The 18,802-nt window shown below is 41.5% G+C and carries 17 protein-coding genes; 6 read left to right on the top strand and 11 right to left on the bottom strand.

Going from position 1 to position 18,802, the window contains the following annotated elements:
* Positions 1 to 26: 26 nt before the first annotated feature.
* Positions 27 to 485: a hypothetical protein gene (locus GO816_RS17360; RefSeq protein ID WP_157543213.1), complete on the bottom strand. Its 459-nt coding sequence runs from the start codon at positions 483 to 485 to the stop codon at positions 27 to 29.
* A gap of 452 nt (positions 486 to 937) precedes the next feature.
* Between GO816_RS17360 and dctA the strand changes: the two genes are divergently transcribed.
* The 3 genes from dctA (at position 938) to sucD (ending at position 3,885) form a co-directional block, all read left to right on the top strand.
* Complete coding sequence (gene dctA / locus GO816_RS17355) at positions 938 to 2,203, top strand: C4-dicarboxylate transporter DctA (protein ID WP_157543212.1); 1,266 nt, start codon at positions 938 to 940, stop codon at positions 2,201 to 2,203.
* A gap of 70 nt (positions 2,204 to 2,273) precedes the next feature.
* Positions 2,274 to 2,843 (top strand): PPC domain-containing DNA-binding protein, encoded by a 570-nt coding sequence (locus GO816_RS17350; protein ID WP_157543211.1) that lies wholly within the window; start codon positions 2,274 to 2,276, stop codon positions 2,841 to 2,843.
* Positions 2,844 to 3,006: 163 nt separating this feature from the next.
* Entirely contained in the window at positions 3,007 to 3,885 is an 879-nt protein-coding gene (gene sucD, locus GO816_RS17345) for a succinate--CoA ligase subunit alpha (protein ID WP_157543210.1), read from the top strand.
* A gap of 573 nt (positions 3,886 to 4,458) precedes the next feature.
* On the opposite strand, the gene rseP is transcribed toward sucD, so the two are convergent.
* The 10 genes from rseP to GO816_RS17295 form a co-directional block, all read right to left on the bottom strand.
* Complete coding sequence (rseP, locus tag GO816_RS17340; protein WP_157543209.1) at positions 4,459 to 5,811, bottom strand: RIP metalloprotease RseP; 1,353 nt, start codon at positions 5,809 to 5,811, stop codon at positions 4,459 to 4,461.
* Positions 5,812 to 5,827: 16 nt separating this feature from the next.
* Positions 5,828 to 7,027: a 1-deoxy-D-xylulose-5-phosphate reductoisomerase gene (locus tag GO816_RS17335; RefSeq protein WP_157543208.1), complete on the bottom strand. Its 1,200-nt coding sequence runs from the start codon at positions 7,025 to 7,027 to the stop codon at positions 5,828 to 5,830.
* Between the two features lie 113 nt (positions 7,028 to 7,140).
* Positions 7,141 to 8,637, bottom strand: a complete 1,497-nt coding sequence (locus GO816_RS17330; protein WP_157543207.1) for a GH3 auxin-responsive promoter family protein — start codon at positions 8,635 to 8,637, stop codon at positions 7,141 to 7,143.
* A gap of 5 nt (positions 8,638 to 8,642) precedes the next feature.
* Positions 8,643 to 9,416, bottom strand: a complete 774-nt coding sequence (locus GO816_RS17325) for a glycerophosphoryl diester phosphodiesterase membrane domain-containing protein (RefSeq protein WP_157543206.1) — start codon at positions 9,414 to 9,416, stop codon at positions 8,643 to 8,645.
* Positions 9,417 to 9,423: 7 nt separating this feature from the next.
* Complete coding sequence (locus GO816_RS17320) at positions 9,424 to 10,392, bottom strand: glycosyltransferase (RefSeq protein ID WP_157543205.1); 969 nt, start codon at positions 10,390 to 10,392, stop codon at positions 9,424 to 9,426.
* A 161-nt stretch (positions 10,393 to 10,553) separates the two neighbouring features.
* Complete coding sequence (locus tag GO816_RS17315) at positions 10,554 to 11,504, bottom strand: glycosyltransferase family 2 protein (protein ID WP_157543204.1); 951 nt, start codon at positions 11,502 to 11,504, stop codon at positions 10,554 to 10,556.
* A gap of 169 nt (positions 11,505 to 11,673) precedes the next feature.
* Complete coding sequence (locus GO816_RS17310) at positions 11,674 to 12,606, bottom strand: 1-phosphofructokinase family hexose kinase (protein ID WP_157543203.1); 933 nt, start codon at positions 12,604 to 12,606, stop codon at positions 11,674 to 11,676.
* 4 nt (positions 12,607 to 12,610) lie between these two features.
* Positions 12,611 to 13,669, bottom strand: coding sequence for a class I fructose-bisphosphate aldolase (locus tag GO816_RS17305; RefSeq protein WP_157543202.1), 1,059 nt, complete (start codon positions 13,667 to 13,669; stop codon positions 12,611 to 12,613).
* A 132-nt stretch (positions 13,670 to 13,801) separates the two neighbouring features.
* Entirely contained in the window at positions 13,802 to 14,107 is a 306-nt protein-coding gene (locus GO816_RS17300) for a hypothetical protein (RefSeq protein WP_157543201.1), read from the bottom strand.
* Between the two features lie 5 nt (positions 14,108 to 14,112).
* On the bottom strand, positions 14,113 to 14,679 hold the full coding sequence (locus tag GO816_RS17295; protein ID WP_157543200.1) for a tetratricopeptide repeat protein: 567 nt from the start codon (positions 14,677 to 14,679) through the stop codon (positions 14,113 to 14,115).
* 107 nt (positions 14,680 to 14,786) lie between these two features.
* Between GO816_RS17295 and guaA the strand changes: the two genes are divergently transcribed.
* Genes guaA through GO816_RS17280 form a run of 3 tightly spaced genes read left to right on the top strand, consistent with a single transcriptional unit; the run spans position 14,787 to position 18,749 of the window.
* Complete coding sequence (guaA, locus tag GO816_RS17290; protein ID WP_157543199.1) at positions 14,787 to 16,316, top strand: glutamine-hydrolyzing GMP synthase; 1,530 nt, start codon at positions 14,787 to 14,789, stop codon at positions 16,314 to 16,316.
* Positions 16,273 to 17,550, top strand: coding sequence for an ABC transporter substrate-binding protein (locus tag GO816_RS17285; protein WP_157543198.1), 1,278 nt, complete (start codon positions 16,273 to 16,275; stop codon positions 17,548 to 17,550). Before guaA ends, GO816_RS17285 begins: the two co-directional genes overlap by 44 nt.
* Entirely contained in the window at positions 17,547 to 18,749 is a 1,203-nt protein-coding gene (locus GO816_RS17280) for an RsmB/NOP family class I SAM-dependent RNA methyltransferase (RefSeq protein WP_157543197.1), read from the top strand. The genes GO816_RS17285 and GO816_RS17280 overlap by 4 nt, the downstream gene beginning before the upstream one ends.
* The last annotated feature ends 53 nt before the right edge of the window (positions 18,750 to 18,802 follow it).

Here is an 18,802-nt window from a genome sequence, read left to right as displayed (position 1 = left end):
AAACTACGAAAAAAGTTTAAAAGCCGTTACCGGTGAAGCGCGTGTTCAATAACCGAATAAGGCTGTCCGGCAACACGTGTATCAATATCCTGAGTGAATCTTAATTGACTGGCATTCAGGTTTCTTAAATTACATTCGGCGGTAACACCTTGTTGAGTAACTGTGAATTTGGTTAGCGATGTAACTTTATATGTGCCTGTTGAAGTTACATTCTCAAACTTTTTGGGTTCAACCTCTTGCCTTACAACTGCAGTATAAGTACCGTCGCCTTTAAAATCAATGTAGTTTACGTTTACCAGTACCGGTAGTGATGTAGTTTTGATCAGTTTACCGTTTTGGTCGTAGTCTTTTTGAGAGATAGAGTCGTAATACCATTTATCCGCTAATTCTTCTTTTAGCGTTGTAGTATTTTTTTCTTCCTTTTTACAAGAGAAGGCAGAGACAGCTAATAAAATTATAAACAGGTAGCGTAGATTTTTAATCATAATATTAATTTGACAAAATATGCGTAAAAATAGCAAAATAATTGTATTTGATATTTTTATTGGCATTTTTGTAAGAGGCAGATAGTTGTTGCATGCGGCGCGTTATATCTGTTTTTTAGCTACTACACAAACCTAACACCTGTTGTTTTTTATGAGCAGTAATGACGAGAACGGAGCTTCAAACAAAAGTGCCGCTAAAAGAACTTATCCTATATGCCCGGCATGTGGGCGCAGGTTCAAATACAGGTTAAAGCGTAGCTGGGTTATGCGCACTTTGGTGTTTTGGAAACCGCTTAAGCGTTACTACTGTGCCTATTGTAAGTGTAACCGTTATATATCAAAGCCCAATTATATCATAAGCGGTATAACGCTATTGTTCTTATTCAATTATTACCAATCTGTTAACCTTTATTTATAAATCTCATGTGCTGCTTCCGGCAGCGTAATTTACTATGAAACGTATTTTATCTAATCTTACTGTACAGGTGCTTATTGCTATTGCGCTGGGGGTACTGGTAGGTATTTATTTTCCAACTTTTGGTCCGGTTGCACAACGTATAAGTAAAATGTTTATAAGCCTTATCAGTATGCTGATAGCGCCTATCATATTTTTTACCATTGTGCTGGGCATTGCAGGCATGAATGATATGAAAAAGGTTGGCAGGGTAGGAGGTAAAGCACTTTTATACTTTGAAGTAGTAACCACATTTGCCTTGGTTATTGGCGTTGCCGTAGCAAATTTGGTAAAGCCTGGCGTGGGTTTAAATATTCAGCAAAACACTGATGCGGGTAAGGTTGAACAGTACCAAAAGCAAGCCAGTGAAATGAACCTAGGCGATTTCTTAAGCCATATCATCCCCGGTAACTTTGTGGAAGCCTTTGCCAAAGGTGACATACTGCAGGTTTTAGTAATAGCCGTGTTGTTTGGTTACGGACTTAGCCGTATGGGTGGCGCAGCACAATCGTTAATCACAAGCTTCGAAAAAATATCAAAGGTGTTTTTTAACATGCTGCATATGGTAATGAAGCTGGCTCCGTTAGGTGCTTTTGGCGGTATTGCATACACGGTGAGCACACAGGGCATTAAAACCCTTAAGCCGCTAGTTATGCTTATGGGGTCGGTTTATGTAACTATGGCACTATTTATATTTATAGTGTTGAACTTGATTTGTTACCTGTGCAAGGTAAGTCTTTGGAAATACCTTAAATTCATTCGTCAGGAGCTTTTAATTGTTTTTGGTACATCATCTTCAGAGTCGGCCTTACCGGGTATGATGAATAAGCTTGAAAAGCTTGGCTGCGACCGCTCGGTAGTTGGTTTGGTGATACCTACAGGCTATTCATTCAATCTTGATGGTACAACCATTTACCTTTCAATGGCAACCATATTTTTGGCGCAGGTGTTTAAGGTGCCGTTATCACTGGGGCAGGAGCTTACCATTATAGCAATACTTATGCTTACTTCAAAAGGCGCAGCAGGGGTAACCGGCAGCGGCTTTATTGTGCTTACGTCAACACTGGCGGCTATCAAAATAATCCCGGTGGAGGGTGTTGCATTGTTATTAGGTGTTGACAGGTTTATGTCTGAAGCACGTGCTATAACCAACGTTATTGGAAATGGCGTTGCCACAATAGCAATAGCCATTAGCGAAAAGGCCTTTAACCGTAACACTTATGAGGTAGCCGTAAGCCAGCCAATAGATAACCCAGCTGCGTAAACTGAGCATTTAAAATCAAACGTATAAACATTGCATACGGTGAGTGGTTGTAATAGTTAAGTATTACACCATGAAAAACAATCTGCTAAAATCAGGAATTGCAATAGTTTTGATGCTTTTATTGACAAACGTACACAGCGCGCTTGCACAACAATATGTTTCGCCAACAGCGCCTGCAAAAACCGGACGTTCGCCCGGCGTAAAAGTTAAGTTACTTAGCCAAAACGGACCTGTAAAAACTTATGTGCTGGTGTTTGCAAAAAACGATGAAATTATATCGGGCTTAACTGAGTTTGCTCAAGAATATAAGGTTACCTCAGCCCATTTTAAAGGCTTGGGTGATGCCATGCATGCTAAAGTAGGCTGGTATGAAAAAAGTAACAAGATGTTTAAGGTGATCAGCTTGGATGAGCCTGCTGAAATTACCTCGCTTATAGGCAATATCACCATGAACCAGGGAAAACCGGTTGTTCATGCTCATATTAACCTGGCCGATAGTAATGGAATGGTACACGGTGGGCACCTGCTGGAAGGCTTTATTTTTCCGACGCTTGAAGTATTTGTAACTGTTGAACCAAATACCATGTTTAAAAAGATGTATGAAGAGGCTGGCGCGTTTGTAATAGATGCCGACAAATAATTTGTGGTCGGTTGAATTTTCCTGTATCAGATGACAAGGTTCTTCAAAAATTAACGGTGATTTATATAAAGCTTTGTTTTTAGCCAAAAAAAACCATTTCTTAATGCGCATTTCTTGGCTCTTATTTCTTTTTTTATAGCTTTGCCGTACAAAAACTAAAACCATGAGTGTTCTCGTAAATAAAGATTCCAAAGTAATTGTTCAGGGTTTTACCGGCAACGAAGGTACCTATCATGCATCACAAATGATTGAGTACGGAACCCAGGTAGTTGGTGGTGTTACGCCGGGTAAAGGCGGTCAGCAGCATCTTGATCGCCCGGTGTTCAATACTGTTAAAGATGCAGTAGAAAAAACCGGTGCCGATGTATCTATCATATTTGTACCTCCGGCTTTTGCGGCTGATGCAATTATGGAAGCTGCTGAGGGTGGTATCAAAGTAATTGTTTGTATTACTGAAGGTATCCCAACCAAAGACATGATTCAGGTAAAAGAGTATCTTAAAGATAAAGATGCCCGCCTGATTGGTCCAAACTGTCCTGGTGTTATTACTGCCGATGAGGCTAAAATTGGTATCATGCCTGGCTTTATCTTCAAAAAAGGTAACGTTGGTGTTGTATCAAAATCAGGAACTTTAACTTACGAAGCTGTTGACCAAGTGGTTAAAGCCGGTTTAGGTATCACTACTGCTATTGGTATTGGTGGCGACCCAATTATTGGTACTCCAACCAAAGAAGCAGTTGAGTTATTAATGAACGATCCTGACACTCACGGCATCATCATGATTGGTGAGATTGGCGGTGGTATGGAAGCTGAAGCAGCCCGTTGGATTAAAGAAAATGGTACTAAGCCTGTAGTTGGCTTTATTGCCGGCCAAACTGCGCCTCCGGGTCGTCGTATGGGTCACGCTGGTGCCATTGTTGGTGGTGCTGATGATACTGCCGCTGCAAAAATGAAAATTATGGCAGAGTGTGGTATCCGTGTAGTAGAATCGCCTGCTGAAATTGGTGCTGCTATGGCAGAGGAACTTGCTAAATTAGCATAAGTTTAACCTAAATAAATTTAAAGCTTGAGCATAAACTCATGCTTTACCATATAATAAAATCCCGGTCAGTTTGGCCGGGATTTTTTGTTTTATTGGGTAATTATATAATTAATTTATAATTCGATTAGCTGGTTTTTTAATAGCGTATAATACTAATCCTACGCGGCTTTTAATTTGCGCTAATCGTTGTAACCGTCAACGGTGTGCGCACACACGCACACACATACATACACACATTTGATCGGCTATTTACTTGTATGTCATTTCGGTGGATGCAAGGTCTCAAAAAATCAATACTATTATCTTAATATCAGAGATTTCATCTTAAGCCATTTTGCCATATCTACACCATTCATTGCTGCATGATGTTAACGTAAAGTAATATATTATGCGGCCTGGTTTTAGATAAGTTTACGGCAATGCGTTTCAACACTCAGAAATATGATTTTAGCTTTATAAAGAGTGTTACCAGCACCTGTCGAAGGTACGCTTTATCTGAGTAATGGATGTAATTAACTAGTAACAAAAAAGGCTCTCCGCCAGGGAGAGCCTTTAGCTTTGGAAAACTCGAAATTATTTTTTGTTCATTATTTTTATAATATCGTTACCGAAAACAAATACCATAAGAGTAATCAAAATTACAAATCCTACAATTTGAGCACGTTCTAAAAACTTATCGCTCAATGGTTTGCCTTTAATCATTTCAATGATGAGGAATAGTGCGTGTCCGCCATCAAGGGCCGGAATTGGTAAGAGATTCATCAATGCTAACGCCATTGATAATAAACCTACTAAGCTCCAAAAGCGTAACCAGTCAACATGGCTGCCAAATAGGCGGGCAATACCAATGGGACTTGATAACGCTTTATTAGCTTTTACCTGCCCAGTAAACACTTTACCTAAGCCTTTGGCATTATCACTGAAAGTGCCCCAGGCTTTTGAAGCTCCAACAGGTAAAGAACCAAAGAAGCCAAAATTAAGCGTTTTCTCTTGTGGCAGGTCGCGTTTTACTTGTATGCCGTAACGGCCGTCAGCAAAGCCCAAAGTACCATCCTTATTTATTAGGGCTGTTACCGGTACAACTTCATTATTACGTTTGAGAGTTAAGTCTACATTTTTGTTCTTAAACTGTTGAAGCTCTGAAGTAAGCTGGTCGAAAAATTTAATAGGCTTACCATTAACGGCTATAACGCTGTCGCCGTTTTGTATACCGGCTTTTTGCGCATTGCTGCCTGCAATTACCGTATCTATTTTAAAGGTAGTCCGCGGAATGCGGCTTATGAATTCTTCGGTACCCAGGTCAGATACTTCGTTTAATATACTGCCCGGCACTTTTACGCTTAAGCTTTCTGTGCCCCGTAAAACGCTAAGCGTTGAATTACCCATAAGCACTTTTGAGCTAACAACGTCTTCAAAACGCTCAAGTTTCTGGCCGTTTACCGCTAAAATTTTGTCGCCTGGCTTTAACCCTATTTCTTTACCAATTTTGCCCGGAACTATGCCATATTTTGCCTGATCATTTGGAATATAGGTTTCACCGTACTTTATGGTAAGTACCCAAAAAATAAGTATACCTAAAATGATGTTAACAATAATACCACCAAGCATAACAATGAGTCTTTGCCAGGCTGGTTTTGAGCGGAACTCCCAGGGTTGTGGCGGACCGGCCATTTGATCAGTATCCATCGACTCATCAATCATACCGGCAATTTTTACGTAGCCCCCCAACGGAAGCCAGCCAATGCCGTACTCAACGCCTTTGTAATTAAATTTAACCAGGCTTACGTTCCAGGCATCAAAAAACAGGTAAAACTTCTCTACCTTAATACCAAAGGCCCGTGCGGCAATAAAATGCCCTAATTCGTGTAATATTACCAGTATCGATAGGCCTAGTATAAGCTGGCCCACCATAATCACTATATCCATTCTGTGTTTTTACGTTCTAAACAGTCAATGCCTTTAACGGCATTTGCTCAATTAAATTTTGCGCTAAGATGCGTGTTTCTTTATCAGTATTCAAATAATCATCCAAAGTGGGATGTGTGATGGAAGGTATTTTATGCATGCATTGCTCAATCACATCGCTCATGGCTAAAAAGCCAACTTTATCATGTAAGAAACCGGCAACAGCAATTTCGTTTGCAGCATTTACAATGCACGGCATATTGCCCCCGGTTTTTAAGGCATCAAACGCATAAGCTAAATTACGGAATGTACCCATGTCTGGTTTTTCGAAAGTAAGGGTAGGGTAGGCCGTAAAGTCAAAACGTTTGTAATCGTTTTTGATGCGCTCAGGATAGCCTAAGGCATATTGTATAGGCAGCTTCATATCAGGCAAGCCCATTTGAGCTTTCATTGATCCATCCTCAAACTGTACCAGCGAATGTACAATTGACTGCGGATGTACAATTACCTCAATTTGTTCAAGACTAAGGTCAAAAAGCCATTTAGCTTCAATAACCTCCAGGCCTTTATTCATGAGCGATGCTGAATCGATAGTTATTTTTGCGCCCATTACCCAGTTAGGGTGCTTTAATGCCTGATGACGGGTAACGGTAGCTAAAAAATCACTGTCCTTACCCCTGAACGGACCACCCGAAGCAGTTAAAATGATTTTTTCAATCGGGTTTTGATCCTCGCCTGCCAGGCATTGAAAAATGGCGGAATGCTCGGAGTCTACAGGCAGCAGTTTAACGTTGTGCTGTTTAGCTAAATCTGTTATAAGTTCGCCTGCTACTACAAGTGTTTCCTTATTAGCTAAAGCTATATGCTTTCCGGCCTTAACTGCGTTTATGGTTGGCTCCAAACCCGAAAAACCTACCATGGCGGTAAGCACAATATCAATTTCGGGTAAGGTAACTACCTGTTTAACCTCTTCATACCCTGCTAACACTTTTATGCTTGTATGAGCCAGCGCTTCTTTTACCTGGGCATACAAACTTTCGTCGCATATAACGGCGTAAGCCGGTTCAAATTTAAGCGATTGCTCAATCAGTAAATCGGCATTGCGGTTAGCTGTAATTACATAAGCTTTGAAACGGTTAGGGTTTTCGGCTATAACCTCCAGTGTTTGCGTGCCAATACTACCGGTAGAACCAAGTATGGCAATATTTTTTATACCTTGATGAGAGGAGATGTACATTTATTATACTCTTATTTTAAGCAAACCCGCAACGTATAAACTATGCCGGCCGCAAGTTGCCAAACGCATTTGGCGTTTATAAGTTACAATTTGTTAAAACTTTAAAAATACGGCTAAATAACATAGGCTGCAAGTGCATCAGCAATCTTACGGTCGTTTGATAGCCTTGGTACTTTGTTTTGACCACCAAGCTTGCCTTGCGAACGCATGAAGTTTATAAAGCTGTCGGACTTTAGGCTTCTGACTACCAAAGGGCGCAATATGTTACCCTCAATGAGGTCGAAATAGTAAATATTTTTCTTTTGCAGCGCAGCGTCCACTTTTTCAGCAAAGTTCTCAATGTTAGCGGGCGCTTTGCCAAACTCAATAAACCATTCGTGGTAAGGTAAGCCCTCGGCAGGTGTAACCTGTGGGGCCACGGTAAACTCAACTATGTCAAGTCCTTCTTCTTTGGCTACGCTCATTAATGCGTGTTCAACTTCTTCGCCAATTACGTGTTCGCCAAAGGCCGATATGTAATGTTTTATACGTCCGGTAACAACAATTTTGTAAGGATTGAGCGAGGTAAATTTCACTGTATCGCCTATGCTGTAGCCCCACAAACCTGCGCTGGTATTCATTATAAGCGCGTAATTTTTATTAAGCTCAACATTGGCTAAGCTTAAACGTGTAGGGTTAGCGTTAAAATACTCTTCAGATGGGATGAATTCATAAAATATACCAGAGTTAACCAGCAGTAGTAATCCTTTATCTTTTTGAGAGTCTTGAAAGGCAATGAATCCTTCTGAGGCAGGGTAAGTTTCTATAGTATCAATGGCAAAACCTATGCTTTCCTCAATACGCGCACGATAGGGTTCGTAATTAACACCACCATAAACAAAAAGCTTAAAGTTAGGAAATATGTCCTTTATTTTTTTGCCTCCGGATTTAGCCGATAACCTGTCAAAATACATTTGGCACCAGGGCGGTATGCCCGATATAAGGCGCATATCTTTGTTATTGGTCTCGTCAACTATGGCATCAACCTTTTGCTCCCAGTCTTCAATGCAATTGACCTCATAACTGGGTAAACGATTCTTTTGAAGGTAGCCGGGTACGTGATGAGCCACAATGCCCGATAGGCGGCCAACATCAATACCATGTTTTTTACTCATGATGGGGCTGCCTTGTAAAAATATCATCTTACCATCTACAAAATGGGCTTTGCCGGTTTCATGTATATAGCTGAGCAAGGCATTACGAGCAGCCTTAATATGCTCGGGCATGCTCTCTTTAGAGATAGGAATATATTTTACGCCCGACGTAGTGCCCGACGTTTTTGCCAGGTAAGCCGGTTTGCCCGGCCACGTTACATCGGCTTCGCCATTAACAACACGGTCAATGTATGGGCGAAGGTCTTCATAATCACGTACGGGTACGTTACGCTTAAAATCTTCGTAGTTGGTTATGTTTTGGAATTGATGATCAGTACCAAAGGCGGTGTTTTTAGCTTGTGCAACCAGTTGCTGCATGGTTTGATGTTGTAAGGCAACACCATTTTGCCTCATGTAATTAATATCCCGGTTTACCCAGGCTGCAAACCACTTACTTAATACCGATTTTAGCCCCATGTTACTTATAAAGTTTCCGAAACATCATCATCAATGTCTTTGTGGCTGTATACCAGTTTACGGTACGATGTCATGATCATTACCTGTACTGTTGGAAAAGATATGGCAAACCAGCAAATAGCCGCTATTTTGAAAATATAACTGTCGTTATCAACATCAAACAAGCTGGTGATAAAAAGGTTGATGATAATAAGCAGCAAAGCTACAAAGCCTACCACTAAAAGTATTAAGCCAAGCAGCCTAAAAAAATGACCTCTTGTTATAGAAAAGCTTTGCCTTAATGATTCGAACGGGCCCGAATCCTCATCAACAATAAAGCACAGGCAGTAAATTGATCTTACAAGTAAATAGGCTACACCTAAAATTTCAATCTTATCAAGCACATCATGCACAAAGGTTGAATCGCCCAGTTGAAGATTAATGAAAATTATGGTGGCAATAAGTACCGTATACAAAACTCCTATGGTAACAAACGATAATGCCATACGGAACGATGGAAGTATATCACTGAATTCGAACTCGTAATACTCCTTATCCATCAAAGTGAGTATGAGTTTGTAAAAGCTGAGTACCAGGTATGATTGCACCAGCATCATGAAAAAAACAAAGGCTACTTGGCTGTACTGGTTATCATAAACAACTATAAATCCTGTTAAAAAGCTGATAACTTCATAAAATATAAGCGAAATAACAGAATAAACTATAAGCGATACGTAATTCTTTTTTATAACATCCCACGCTGCCTTAATAGTATCGGAGATGGTAAAAGGGTGGTACATAGATGTTTTACGGTTGTTTTAAAATAATACGCTTCCAAAAATCCTGCATAAAGCCCAGTCCGTAAGCTATGAGTTGAATGAATGCGGCGCCTATGCTCAAAAATGCAACTTTTAATGATTTGTTTTTAATCAGCGAGTGAAAAAATATCAACAAAATAAATATTATTAATACCGAGTTAGCTAGCCAGGCAATACGCCAACCTAAAACGTTGAAAATAAGTGTAAATATTAAGCCGAGGGTAAAAACCGCAGGAAAAAAATGCACAAGTTTAAGCTCCTGAGGAAAGAATTTGGAGATATTGATACGCGCCCTGCCAAAAAAGTGCAATTGCTTGTAAAACTGTAAATAGCTGGTGCGGCGTTTATGGTATACCTTAGCTTCAGGTATTAATCCAATTTTAAAGCCCGAGCTATGTATACGGATGCTGTACTCAATATCTTCGCCCAGGCGCGTTATAATAAAGCCACCTACAGTTTCCCAAACCTCGCGAGATACGCCCATGTTAAAACTGCGTGGGTGAAATTGCCCTATGCCTTTTTTATTGCCACGAATTCCACCTGTGGTGAAGGGTGAGGTCATGCTGTAGCTGATTGCTTTTTGCATAGCCGTGAAAGATGAATGTGCATCATCAGGGCCGCCATAGGCATCAAGGTAGTCGTTGCTGAGGCGGTGATAAACCACTTCCAGGTAATCGGGCGGTATCAGGCAATCTGAATCGAAAATGATAAAGTAACTACCTTTGGCCCTTTCAAAACCAAAGTTGCGGCTAAACCCTTGTCCTTCATTGGGTTTATAAAAGTAATGAAGATCTAAGCGGTTGGCAAAAGCGGCAACTATGTCTTTAGCATCATTTTTACTACCATCCTCAATAACCAAAACTTCAAACTGCAAATACGTTTGCTTAGTGAGGCTTTCCAGAAGTTCTTTTATCTCCTGCGGACGGTTGTATAAGGGTATAATGATAGAAAAAAACATTTATTAGCGTTCGGAGTTCGGATGTTCGATTTCGGATTTTGTGAAGATGGTTAATATAGCTTAGACTATCATTTCGCGCAACAGAAAATTTAGTTTAAGCAAGAGGCTTTGCTTAATTAAAAACCTTCTCACTATTGTCTTACATGATAAGCTGGATTTAATTATACCCTGTCCTCAATTTGGTAATTATTCCTGTCTGGTGAATTACGTGATACTAATTCAGCTACAAAGCCTGTTAAGAAAAGTTGAAAACCTACCACTATGGCAACTAAAGCCAAGTAAAACAATGGTTGATCTGTTGCATCACGATATCTTTCATTGTTTGATATGTGAATGAGCTTTTCTGCCAATATCCAAATGGCCAATATCATACCTATAAAAAAACTAAGTACGCCCATGGAGCCAAAGAAGTGCATGGGACGTTTGCCAAATTTTCCTACAAAGAATATAGAAAGTAAATCAAGAAAACCGTTGATAAACCGGCTCATGCCAAACTTGGTTTTACCATATTTGCGGGCGCGGTGTTCAACAACCTGTTCGCCAATTTTGGTAAAACCTGCCCATTTAGCTAAAACAGGAATGTAGCGATGCATTTCGCCGTACACTTCAATATTTTTGACTACCGCCTTACGATAGGCTTTTAAACCGCAGTTAAAATCATGTAAATTATCAATACCCGACATTTTCCGGGTAGCGGCATTAAAAAGCTTAGTTGGAATGGTTTTGCTTAACGGATCATAGCGTTTGGCTTTCCAGCCCGAAATGAGATCATATTTTTCCTCGGCTATGCGTTTGTACAATGCAGGTATCTCATCAGGACTGTCCTGCAAATCGGCATCCATAGTAATAATTACATCGCCTTGTGCTGCTTCAAAGCCTACATTCAGCGCAGCCGATTTACCGTAATTACGCCTGAACTTAACACCCTTAACAGCCGTATTACCCAGGTTCAGCCTGCATATTTCCTCCCACGAACCATCGCGGCTGCCATCATCAACCAAAAGTATCTCGTAGGTAAAACGGTTTTCGTCCATTACCCGTGCTATCCATGCGGTAAGTTCGGGTAACGATTCTACTTCGTTATATAAAGGTACAACAACTGAAATATCCATGCTTGAGCTTGAAAGCCTCTGTTAAAAGCGTTATTAGAAGCAGGCAAAAATAGGAAAAAAAACAAAGCCGGGAGCCATTAATCAAGCGTAAAGGCGTAAGAACAAAATGCCTTTGTATAAGTATCAAAAAAAGATAGGCCCAACATGTTGGGCCTATCTTTTAAAGTAATCAATTCTTTATTAGTTCTGCAAAAAGCCGTTCTGCATCGGCTCTTTTAAATAGCTCGGGTCCGGCGTTCATGGTGGCTGCACTACCACAGGCTATTCCCATACGCACCATCTGGCGCAGGTCAAGACCTTTTTCTGCGGCGTATACCATGCCTGCAACCATGCTGTCGCCCGCACCAACGGTGCTGCGCTTCTCTATATCAGGTGCTGCAATATGCTCGTTATACCCGCGGCTGGCTATGTAAGCACCCTGTGCACCTAATGACACCACAACTACCTCACATTTACCTTTGTCTATAATTTTACGCGCAGCCTCTTCAGCTGTGTTTTTATCTTTTACTTCAATATCGGTGAGCTTACTGAGCTCGGCCTGGTTAGGTTTAAGTAAGTAAACACCCTCTTCAACGGCGTTTTTCAACGCCTCGCCCGATGTATCTACTATTAGCTTGGCTCCGTCCTGCTGAGCAATGCGTGCTACCTTAGCCAAAAAATCCTCACTCGAACCTGGAGGCATGCTGCCGCTTACCACCATGAATTTTGGTTTTGGGGAGAGATTTTTAATTACCCTTAATATTTCTAACTCTTCTTTCGGTAACAATTCAACAGCAGGCATACCAAATCGGTATTCTTCGTGTACCTCGCGGTTAACTACAATGAAGTTTTCGCGGGTGAGCTTTTCAGTGAGCACAGGTACCTGGTTAATGTGCTCGGCCTTTAATAAATCCTGTAAATGCTGGCCGGTTAGCCCTCCTGACGGGAAAATGGCTACTGAATTTACGTTTAAGCGTTTCAACCCACGCGATACGTTGATGCCGCCACCGCCGGGTTCAAAACGCGGTTCGTCGCAAGGCAGCTTCTGGTCGGCCACAATGCGGTCAACCGTGGTGCTTTTGTCAACCACCGGGCTAAGGGTTAGGGTGATGATATGTTTCATGATATTATGCCAGGTCTATTTCCTTAGCAAGGTACACATCCTGTATACTGTTTAAAAATTTAATTCCATCTTCAAACGGGCGCTGAAACGCACGGCGACCCAAAATTAACCCGCTGCCCCCGGCACGTTTATTTATAACGGCATTCATTACCGAGTTGGCTAAATCACCTTCGCCTTTTGATTCGCCGCCAGAGTTTATTAGTCCGGCGCGGCCCATGTAGCAGTTGGCAACCTGGTAACGGCAAAGGTCAATAGGGTGATCGCTTGCCATTTGGCTGTACATCAATGGGTCAGACTTTGAAAAGTTGATAGTAGTGAAACCTCCGTTTACATCAGGCATTTTTTGCTTAATGATATCGGCCTGTATGGTTACACCTATGTGGTTGGCCTGGCCGGTAATATCGGCAGCGGTTTCATAATTAATACCGTCCTTTTTAAAGTCGTTGTTGCGGGTATAACACCAAAGTACGGTTGCCATACCAAGTTCATGGGCGCGTTCAAACGCTTTTGATACCTCAATAATTTGTCGACCCGATTCTTCGGAGCCGAAGTAAATAGTAGCTCCAACAGCTGCCGCACCTAAATTCCAGGCATCATCAACCGAACCAAACATGATTTGATTGTACTTGGTAGGATAAGTAAGCAGTTCGTTGTGATTTATTTTGACCAGGAAAGGAATTTTGTGTGCATACTTACGGGCAACCATACCCAGGTTGCCAAAAGTGGTTGCTACAGCGCTGCATCCGCCCTCAATAGCTAAACGAACTATGTTTTCCGGATCAAAATACATTGGGTTTTTAGCAAACGAAGCTCCGGCCGTATGCTCAATGTCCTGATCAATTGGGAGTATGGAAATATAACCTGTTCCGGCTAAACGGCCGTGATTGTACAAAGCCGACAAATTACGCAGTACCTGCGGATTGCGGTTCGTTTGCACAAATATTTTATCTACAAAATCGGGCGATGGGGTATGCAGCAAACCTTTATCAAATGTTTTACTTTGATGGTTCAGCAAGTAATCGGCCTTATCGCCCAATAGTTCCTGTATTTTTTCAAAAGCCATAACAGTATGTTTTTAGTTTTGAAGTAACAGCAACCAATGGGCTTTGTTGAATAAATATTGGTTTGTTAATATTTATGACATTTAAGTTATCTGCCAACGGAAAGCCGTTGAAAGTATAACTAACCTGTTTGCTTATACGTGGCCTATCATGGCATATATCCTGAAAAATATAGCCATGCCGTAAATGATGAGCATTACGGAGTTTACAATGAGCAAGAGATTTAAATCGCCCTGATTAAACTTTTTTACAGCTGCAGTTATGAAAAGCCCAATAAAGCTAAGTATTAATACCAGCGGGAATATTAGTTGCCATTGCAATTTAATGTAGCCCGCATTGTGCAGCTTGCTCTGGTTTTGAATAAGCAGGTAGCCAACAAATAATAGTAATATAAATACCAGCCTGGTAATGAATTTGGCTAAAAATTTAAGGGTTTTCATAGCGTTTAATGGTCTTGCAAAAGGTCAATGCACTTGTTCCTCATAGGTTTCAACCGTTCATTGATGCTACTAATTGCAGCCTCTTTGTTTACAGAACGGTAAAGTTGTTTGATGAGCGCAAGGTTTTCATCATACGGATCGCAGGCTTGAACTTTTTCTAAATGCGGAATAATTTTGTTTACCAAAGCAGTGAAGGCAGCTTTGTTTGTAAGCTGTAATTGCTTGGCTTTGCCTAAATAAATGTGCCCTAGTGCCAGGTGTACTACATAGTAATCAGGTTCGGCGGCAACTACCCTTTCATATAAGGGTAGTGCTTTATCAAATTGCTTACGGTCTTCATACTGTTTGCCTAAAGTGTACTGGAATGCCGTGCGTGTTTTTGCCGGCAGCTTATCCATTTCAGGAAGAAGTTTTTCACCAAGTTCAAAGGCTTTGTCAGATTTGCCTTCAAAAATGGCCAGGTTGTACTCTGTGTATCTATTATAAGCATCTTCGGTGGTTTGCGCAAACAGCATGTGTGCCGGGCAGCAAAACGCCAGTATCAAGAAAAGTTTTTTATTAAAAAAATTCATAGCGGTTTAGTGTATTTAAGGTTGAGGCCAATTATAAGGTTAAACGCTTCAATTTCAATTGTCATATCCAATGCCCCAAATCTAAACCTAAAAAACTATCTTTGCCCATGCCTGAAAAAATTCTAATTCTCGATTTCGGCTCACAGTTTACCCAGCTTATAGCACGCCGCGTACGGGAGCTCAATATTTATTGCGAGATACATCCATTTAATAATTTTCCTGAAGTTGACAGCACCGTTAAAGGTATAATCCTTTCGGGTAGTCCGTACTCAGTACGCCAGGAAGATGCGCCACAGTTCGATTTTGCACCATATCACGGCAAAATGCCAATTTTGGGTGTTTGCTATGGCGCACAGTATTTAGCTCAACACAATGGAGGTGAAGTATCGGCATCAAATACGCGCGAGTACGGCAGGGCAAATCTGCAATACATTAACCAGGGCAGCAAGTTGTTTAAAGACATTCCTGCAAATTCACAGGTTTGGATGTCGCACGGTGATACCATTAACGCCGTTGCCGATAGCTTTGAAATTATTGCCAGTACCGATAGCGTAAAAGTTGCGGCATACCATATAAAAGATACTGACACTTACGCTATACAATTCCACCCTGAGGTTACCCATAGCTTAGATGGTAAGCAATTACTTAAGAACTTTTTGGTTGACATTTGCGGCTGTCACCAGGAGTGGACTTCAGAATCATTTATTGAGACTACTGTTGCTGCACTTAAAGAGAAGTTAGGCGATGATAAAGTAGTTTTGGGTCTTTCGGGCGGTGTTGATTCATCGGTTGCGGCAGTATTACTGCACCAGGCCATAGGCAAAAACCTGTACTGTATTTTTGTTGATAACGGCTTATTACGCAAAGACGAGTTTGAATCGGTATTGGATTCATACAAGCATATGGGCTTAAACGTAACCGGTGTTGATGCCAAGCAACGCTTTTATGATGCACTGGAAGGCCTGTCAGATCCTGAAAAGAAACGTAAAGCCATTGGCCGTGTGTTTATAGAGGTGTTTGACGATGAAGCACACAAAGTACAAGATGTTAAATGGTTAGGGCAGGGTACTATCTATCCTGATGTTATTGAATCGGTATCTGTCAAAGGGCCTTCGGCTACCATTAAATCGCATCATAACGTGGGCGGTTTACCCGACTTTATGAAACTTAAGGTAGTTGAACCGCTAAATACCTTGTTTAAAGATGAGGTGCGTCGTGTGGGTAAATCTTTAGGTATTGATCCAAATATTTTAGGTCGCCATCCATTCCCAGGTCCTGGTTTGGCTATCAGGATATTAGGCGAGGTTACGCCCGAGAAAGTGGCCATTTTACAACAGGCTGATGCAATTTACATCAACAATTTGCGCTCAGCCGGTGTTTATGATAAAGTTTGGCAGGCAGGCGCCATTTACTTACCGGTACAATCGGTAGGGGTAATGGGCGATGAGCGCACTTACGAAAATGTAGTTTGCTTACGTGCTGTAGAATCATTAGATGGTATGACTGCCGATTGGTGTCACCTGCCTTATGAACTGCTTGCAAAAATCTCAAACGAGATAATCAATAACGTAAAAGGAATTAACCGGGTTGTATATGACATCAGCTCAAAACCACCCGCTACCATTGAGTGGGAATAAAATAAAACTTTGGCTGCTGGCGCTTATTCTCATAAGCGCCTGCTCGCCAAAGGTGCAGCCTGTTGGTAAAACACGCCCGTCGCAACCGTCAACATCAACGGTGCCGGCTAAAGACAAGAAAACGCCTGCCAGCACTGATAAAACTGTGGTAAAACCGCAAGCCACCAAAGTTTCAAGCTTTGCGTTGCTTCTGCCTTTTAGTTTGGATAACCTAAACTCGGTAAAAGGGTATAGTGCTGCTCAGCTCAAGAGCGCTAACATTGCGGTTGATTATTACCAGGGTTTCCGCTTAGCGCTCGACTCCCTTACAGCGCAGGGTTACAATTACAAGCTGCAGGTTTTTGATACTAAAGATGACGCCGGCGCCACGCATGGACTTTCGCTTAACCCGGCGGTTAACAGCAGTAATTTAATCGTAGGTCCTGTATTTCCGCAAGGAATAAAAACCTTCATTGGTAAGCCTCAAAAGTTAAAAAGACCATTGTTGTCGCCCCTGGCACCAGCAGCCCCCGAAGAATTTGCCGATGCTAATTTAATTACCATAAATCCGCCGCTTGAGTATCATGCAATTGCCGCGGCACGTTTTGTTAAAGGTCGTATTAAGCCGGTTAAAATATTCATTTTGTCATCGGGTTATAGCGACGATAAAAAGTTTGCTTCGCCATTTAAAATGGCTATTGATACGTTAAGCAAACGCAAAATACAGGTTGTATATACAACCATATCAAAAGGAAACCTTACGCCGTTAAGGCCACACCTTAATAACAAGGTTGAGAACGTGTTTATTATTCCATCAATCAATCAACAGTTTTTGTCGGTTACCTTGCGGTCGTTAGATACGCTCTCGCGCAAGTACCCTGTTACCGTTATAGGGCATCCAAGTTGGGAAAAACTTTCGTTTTTAAAAGCCGACATACTGCAACGCATAAAAGCCCATATAACATCGGCCGAGCGTTTGAACTACCGTGCAGCTGCAACAGTACATTTTATCAGAGCTTACCGCAAGGCTTACAATAGTGAGCCATCAAGCTATGCATATAAAGGGTTTGACCAGGCTATGTACTTTGGCAACGTAATGGCGCAGGATGGTAACGAACTTGATCACCTCGACAAACACCGTTACAAGGCATTGCATAATGAGTTTAACTTTATTAAACGGCCTGGTTTAGGCTGGATAAACACCCATGTTGGTATATATAAATATGCTAACTTTGAGTTAAAGCAGGTAGAATGAAGGCTTTAAATCAGCTTAAAACATTTCAGCGTATACTGGCCGAGTTTCCGGGCAATGTACAACTGAGCAAATTTTTACCTGGCTTCTTCAGGCAAAATAAGCAAATGGGCTCTACCGACAGGAGAGTAGCAAGCAGACTTATTTATAACTACTTCAGGCTGGGTAATGCGCTGCCGAATTTGCCGCCCGAAGATAAATTGATGGTTGCTGAGTTTTTGTGCAATACGCAAACTAATTCTTTTCTGCAGCATTTTAAGCCTGAATGGGCGGCCTGTATAGCTTTTACGCTTAATGAAAAGCTTGAAATGGTTAAAGTCGCGTACCCCCATTTTGACCTGCACGACGTTTATCCGCTATATTCCAGGCTTTCGGCCGGAATAGATACGCCCGAGTTTTTAAGATCATTCTTTATTCAACCCGATCTTTTTATAAGAGTACGCAAAGGTTTTGAGCAGCAAGTAAAAGCCACGCTTGCAAAAGCCGAGGTTACGTTTAAGGATGAAGGTAATAATTGCCTTTCATTACCAAACGGTACCAGGCTTGAAACCCTGTTCCCGAATCAGCATTGGTTTGAAGTGCAGGATTATTCATCACAGCAAACAGCTCACTACTTCAAACCACAGCGCTGGGAAAACTGGTGGGATGCTTGTGCAGCATCTGGAGGGAAATCTTTGCTTTTGCATGAACAAGAGCCTGATCTTAAGCTGGTGGTGTCAGATATCCGCGAATCTATTTTAGCTAATCTTGATGAACGTTTCCGGCAGGCAGGGTTAATGAAATATCAAAAAAAGATTCTCGATCTTACCCAAAACCCTGACTTCATCATGCATAATTATGCCTTTGACGGTATAATCCTTGATGCGCCCTGCACGGGCTCGGGAACCTGGGGGCGTACACCTGAACTCATTACCCAGTTTGGCGAGCATCGTATAGAATTTTTTCAGCGCCTTCAGCAAAGCATTGTGCGTAATGTGGTTAAATACCTCAAACCCGGAAAGCCGCTCATTTACATCACCTGTTCTGCATTTAAAGCTGAAAACGAAGATGCTGTTGACTTTATGGTAAAAGAATTAGGCCTTCAGCTTGAAGAGATGAAAGTGCTGAAAGGTTACACGCACAGAGCCGATACCATGTTTGTGGCAAGAATGATTTTGGGAGAGACTACAGAATCAAGAGTACAGAGTACAGAATCTCAATAGATTATTTCTACGCTTCTCATTTCAAGTGATAACGACAAATCCAATAATTATGT

Source organism: Mucilaginibacter aquatilis, assembly GCF_009755275.1.
Classification (GTDB): Bacteria; Bacteroidota; Bacteroidia; order Sphingobacteriales; family Sphingobacteriaceae; genus Mucilaginibacter; species Mucilaginibacter aquatilis.
This window is presented reverse-complemented; position numbering and strand designations above follow the sequence as displayed.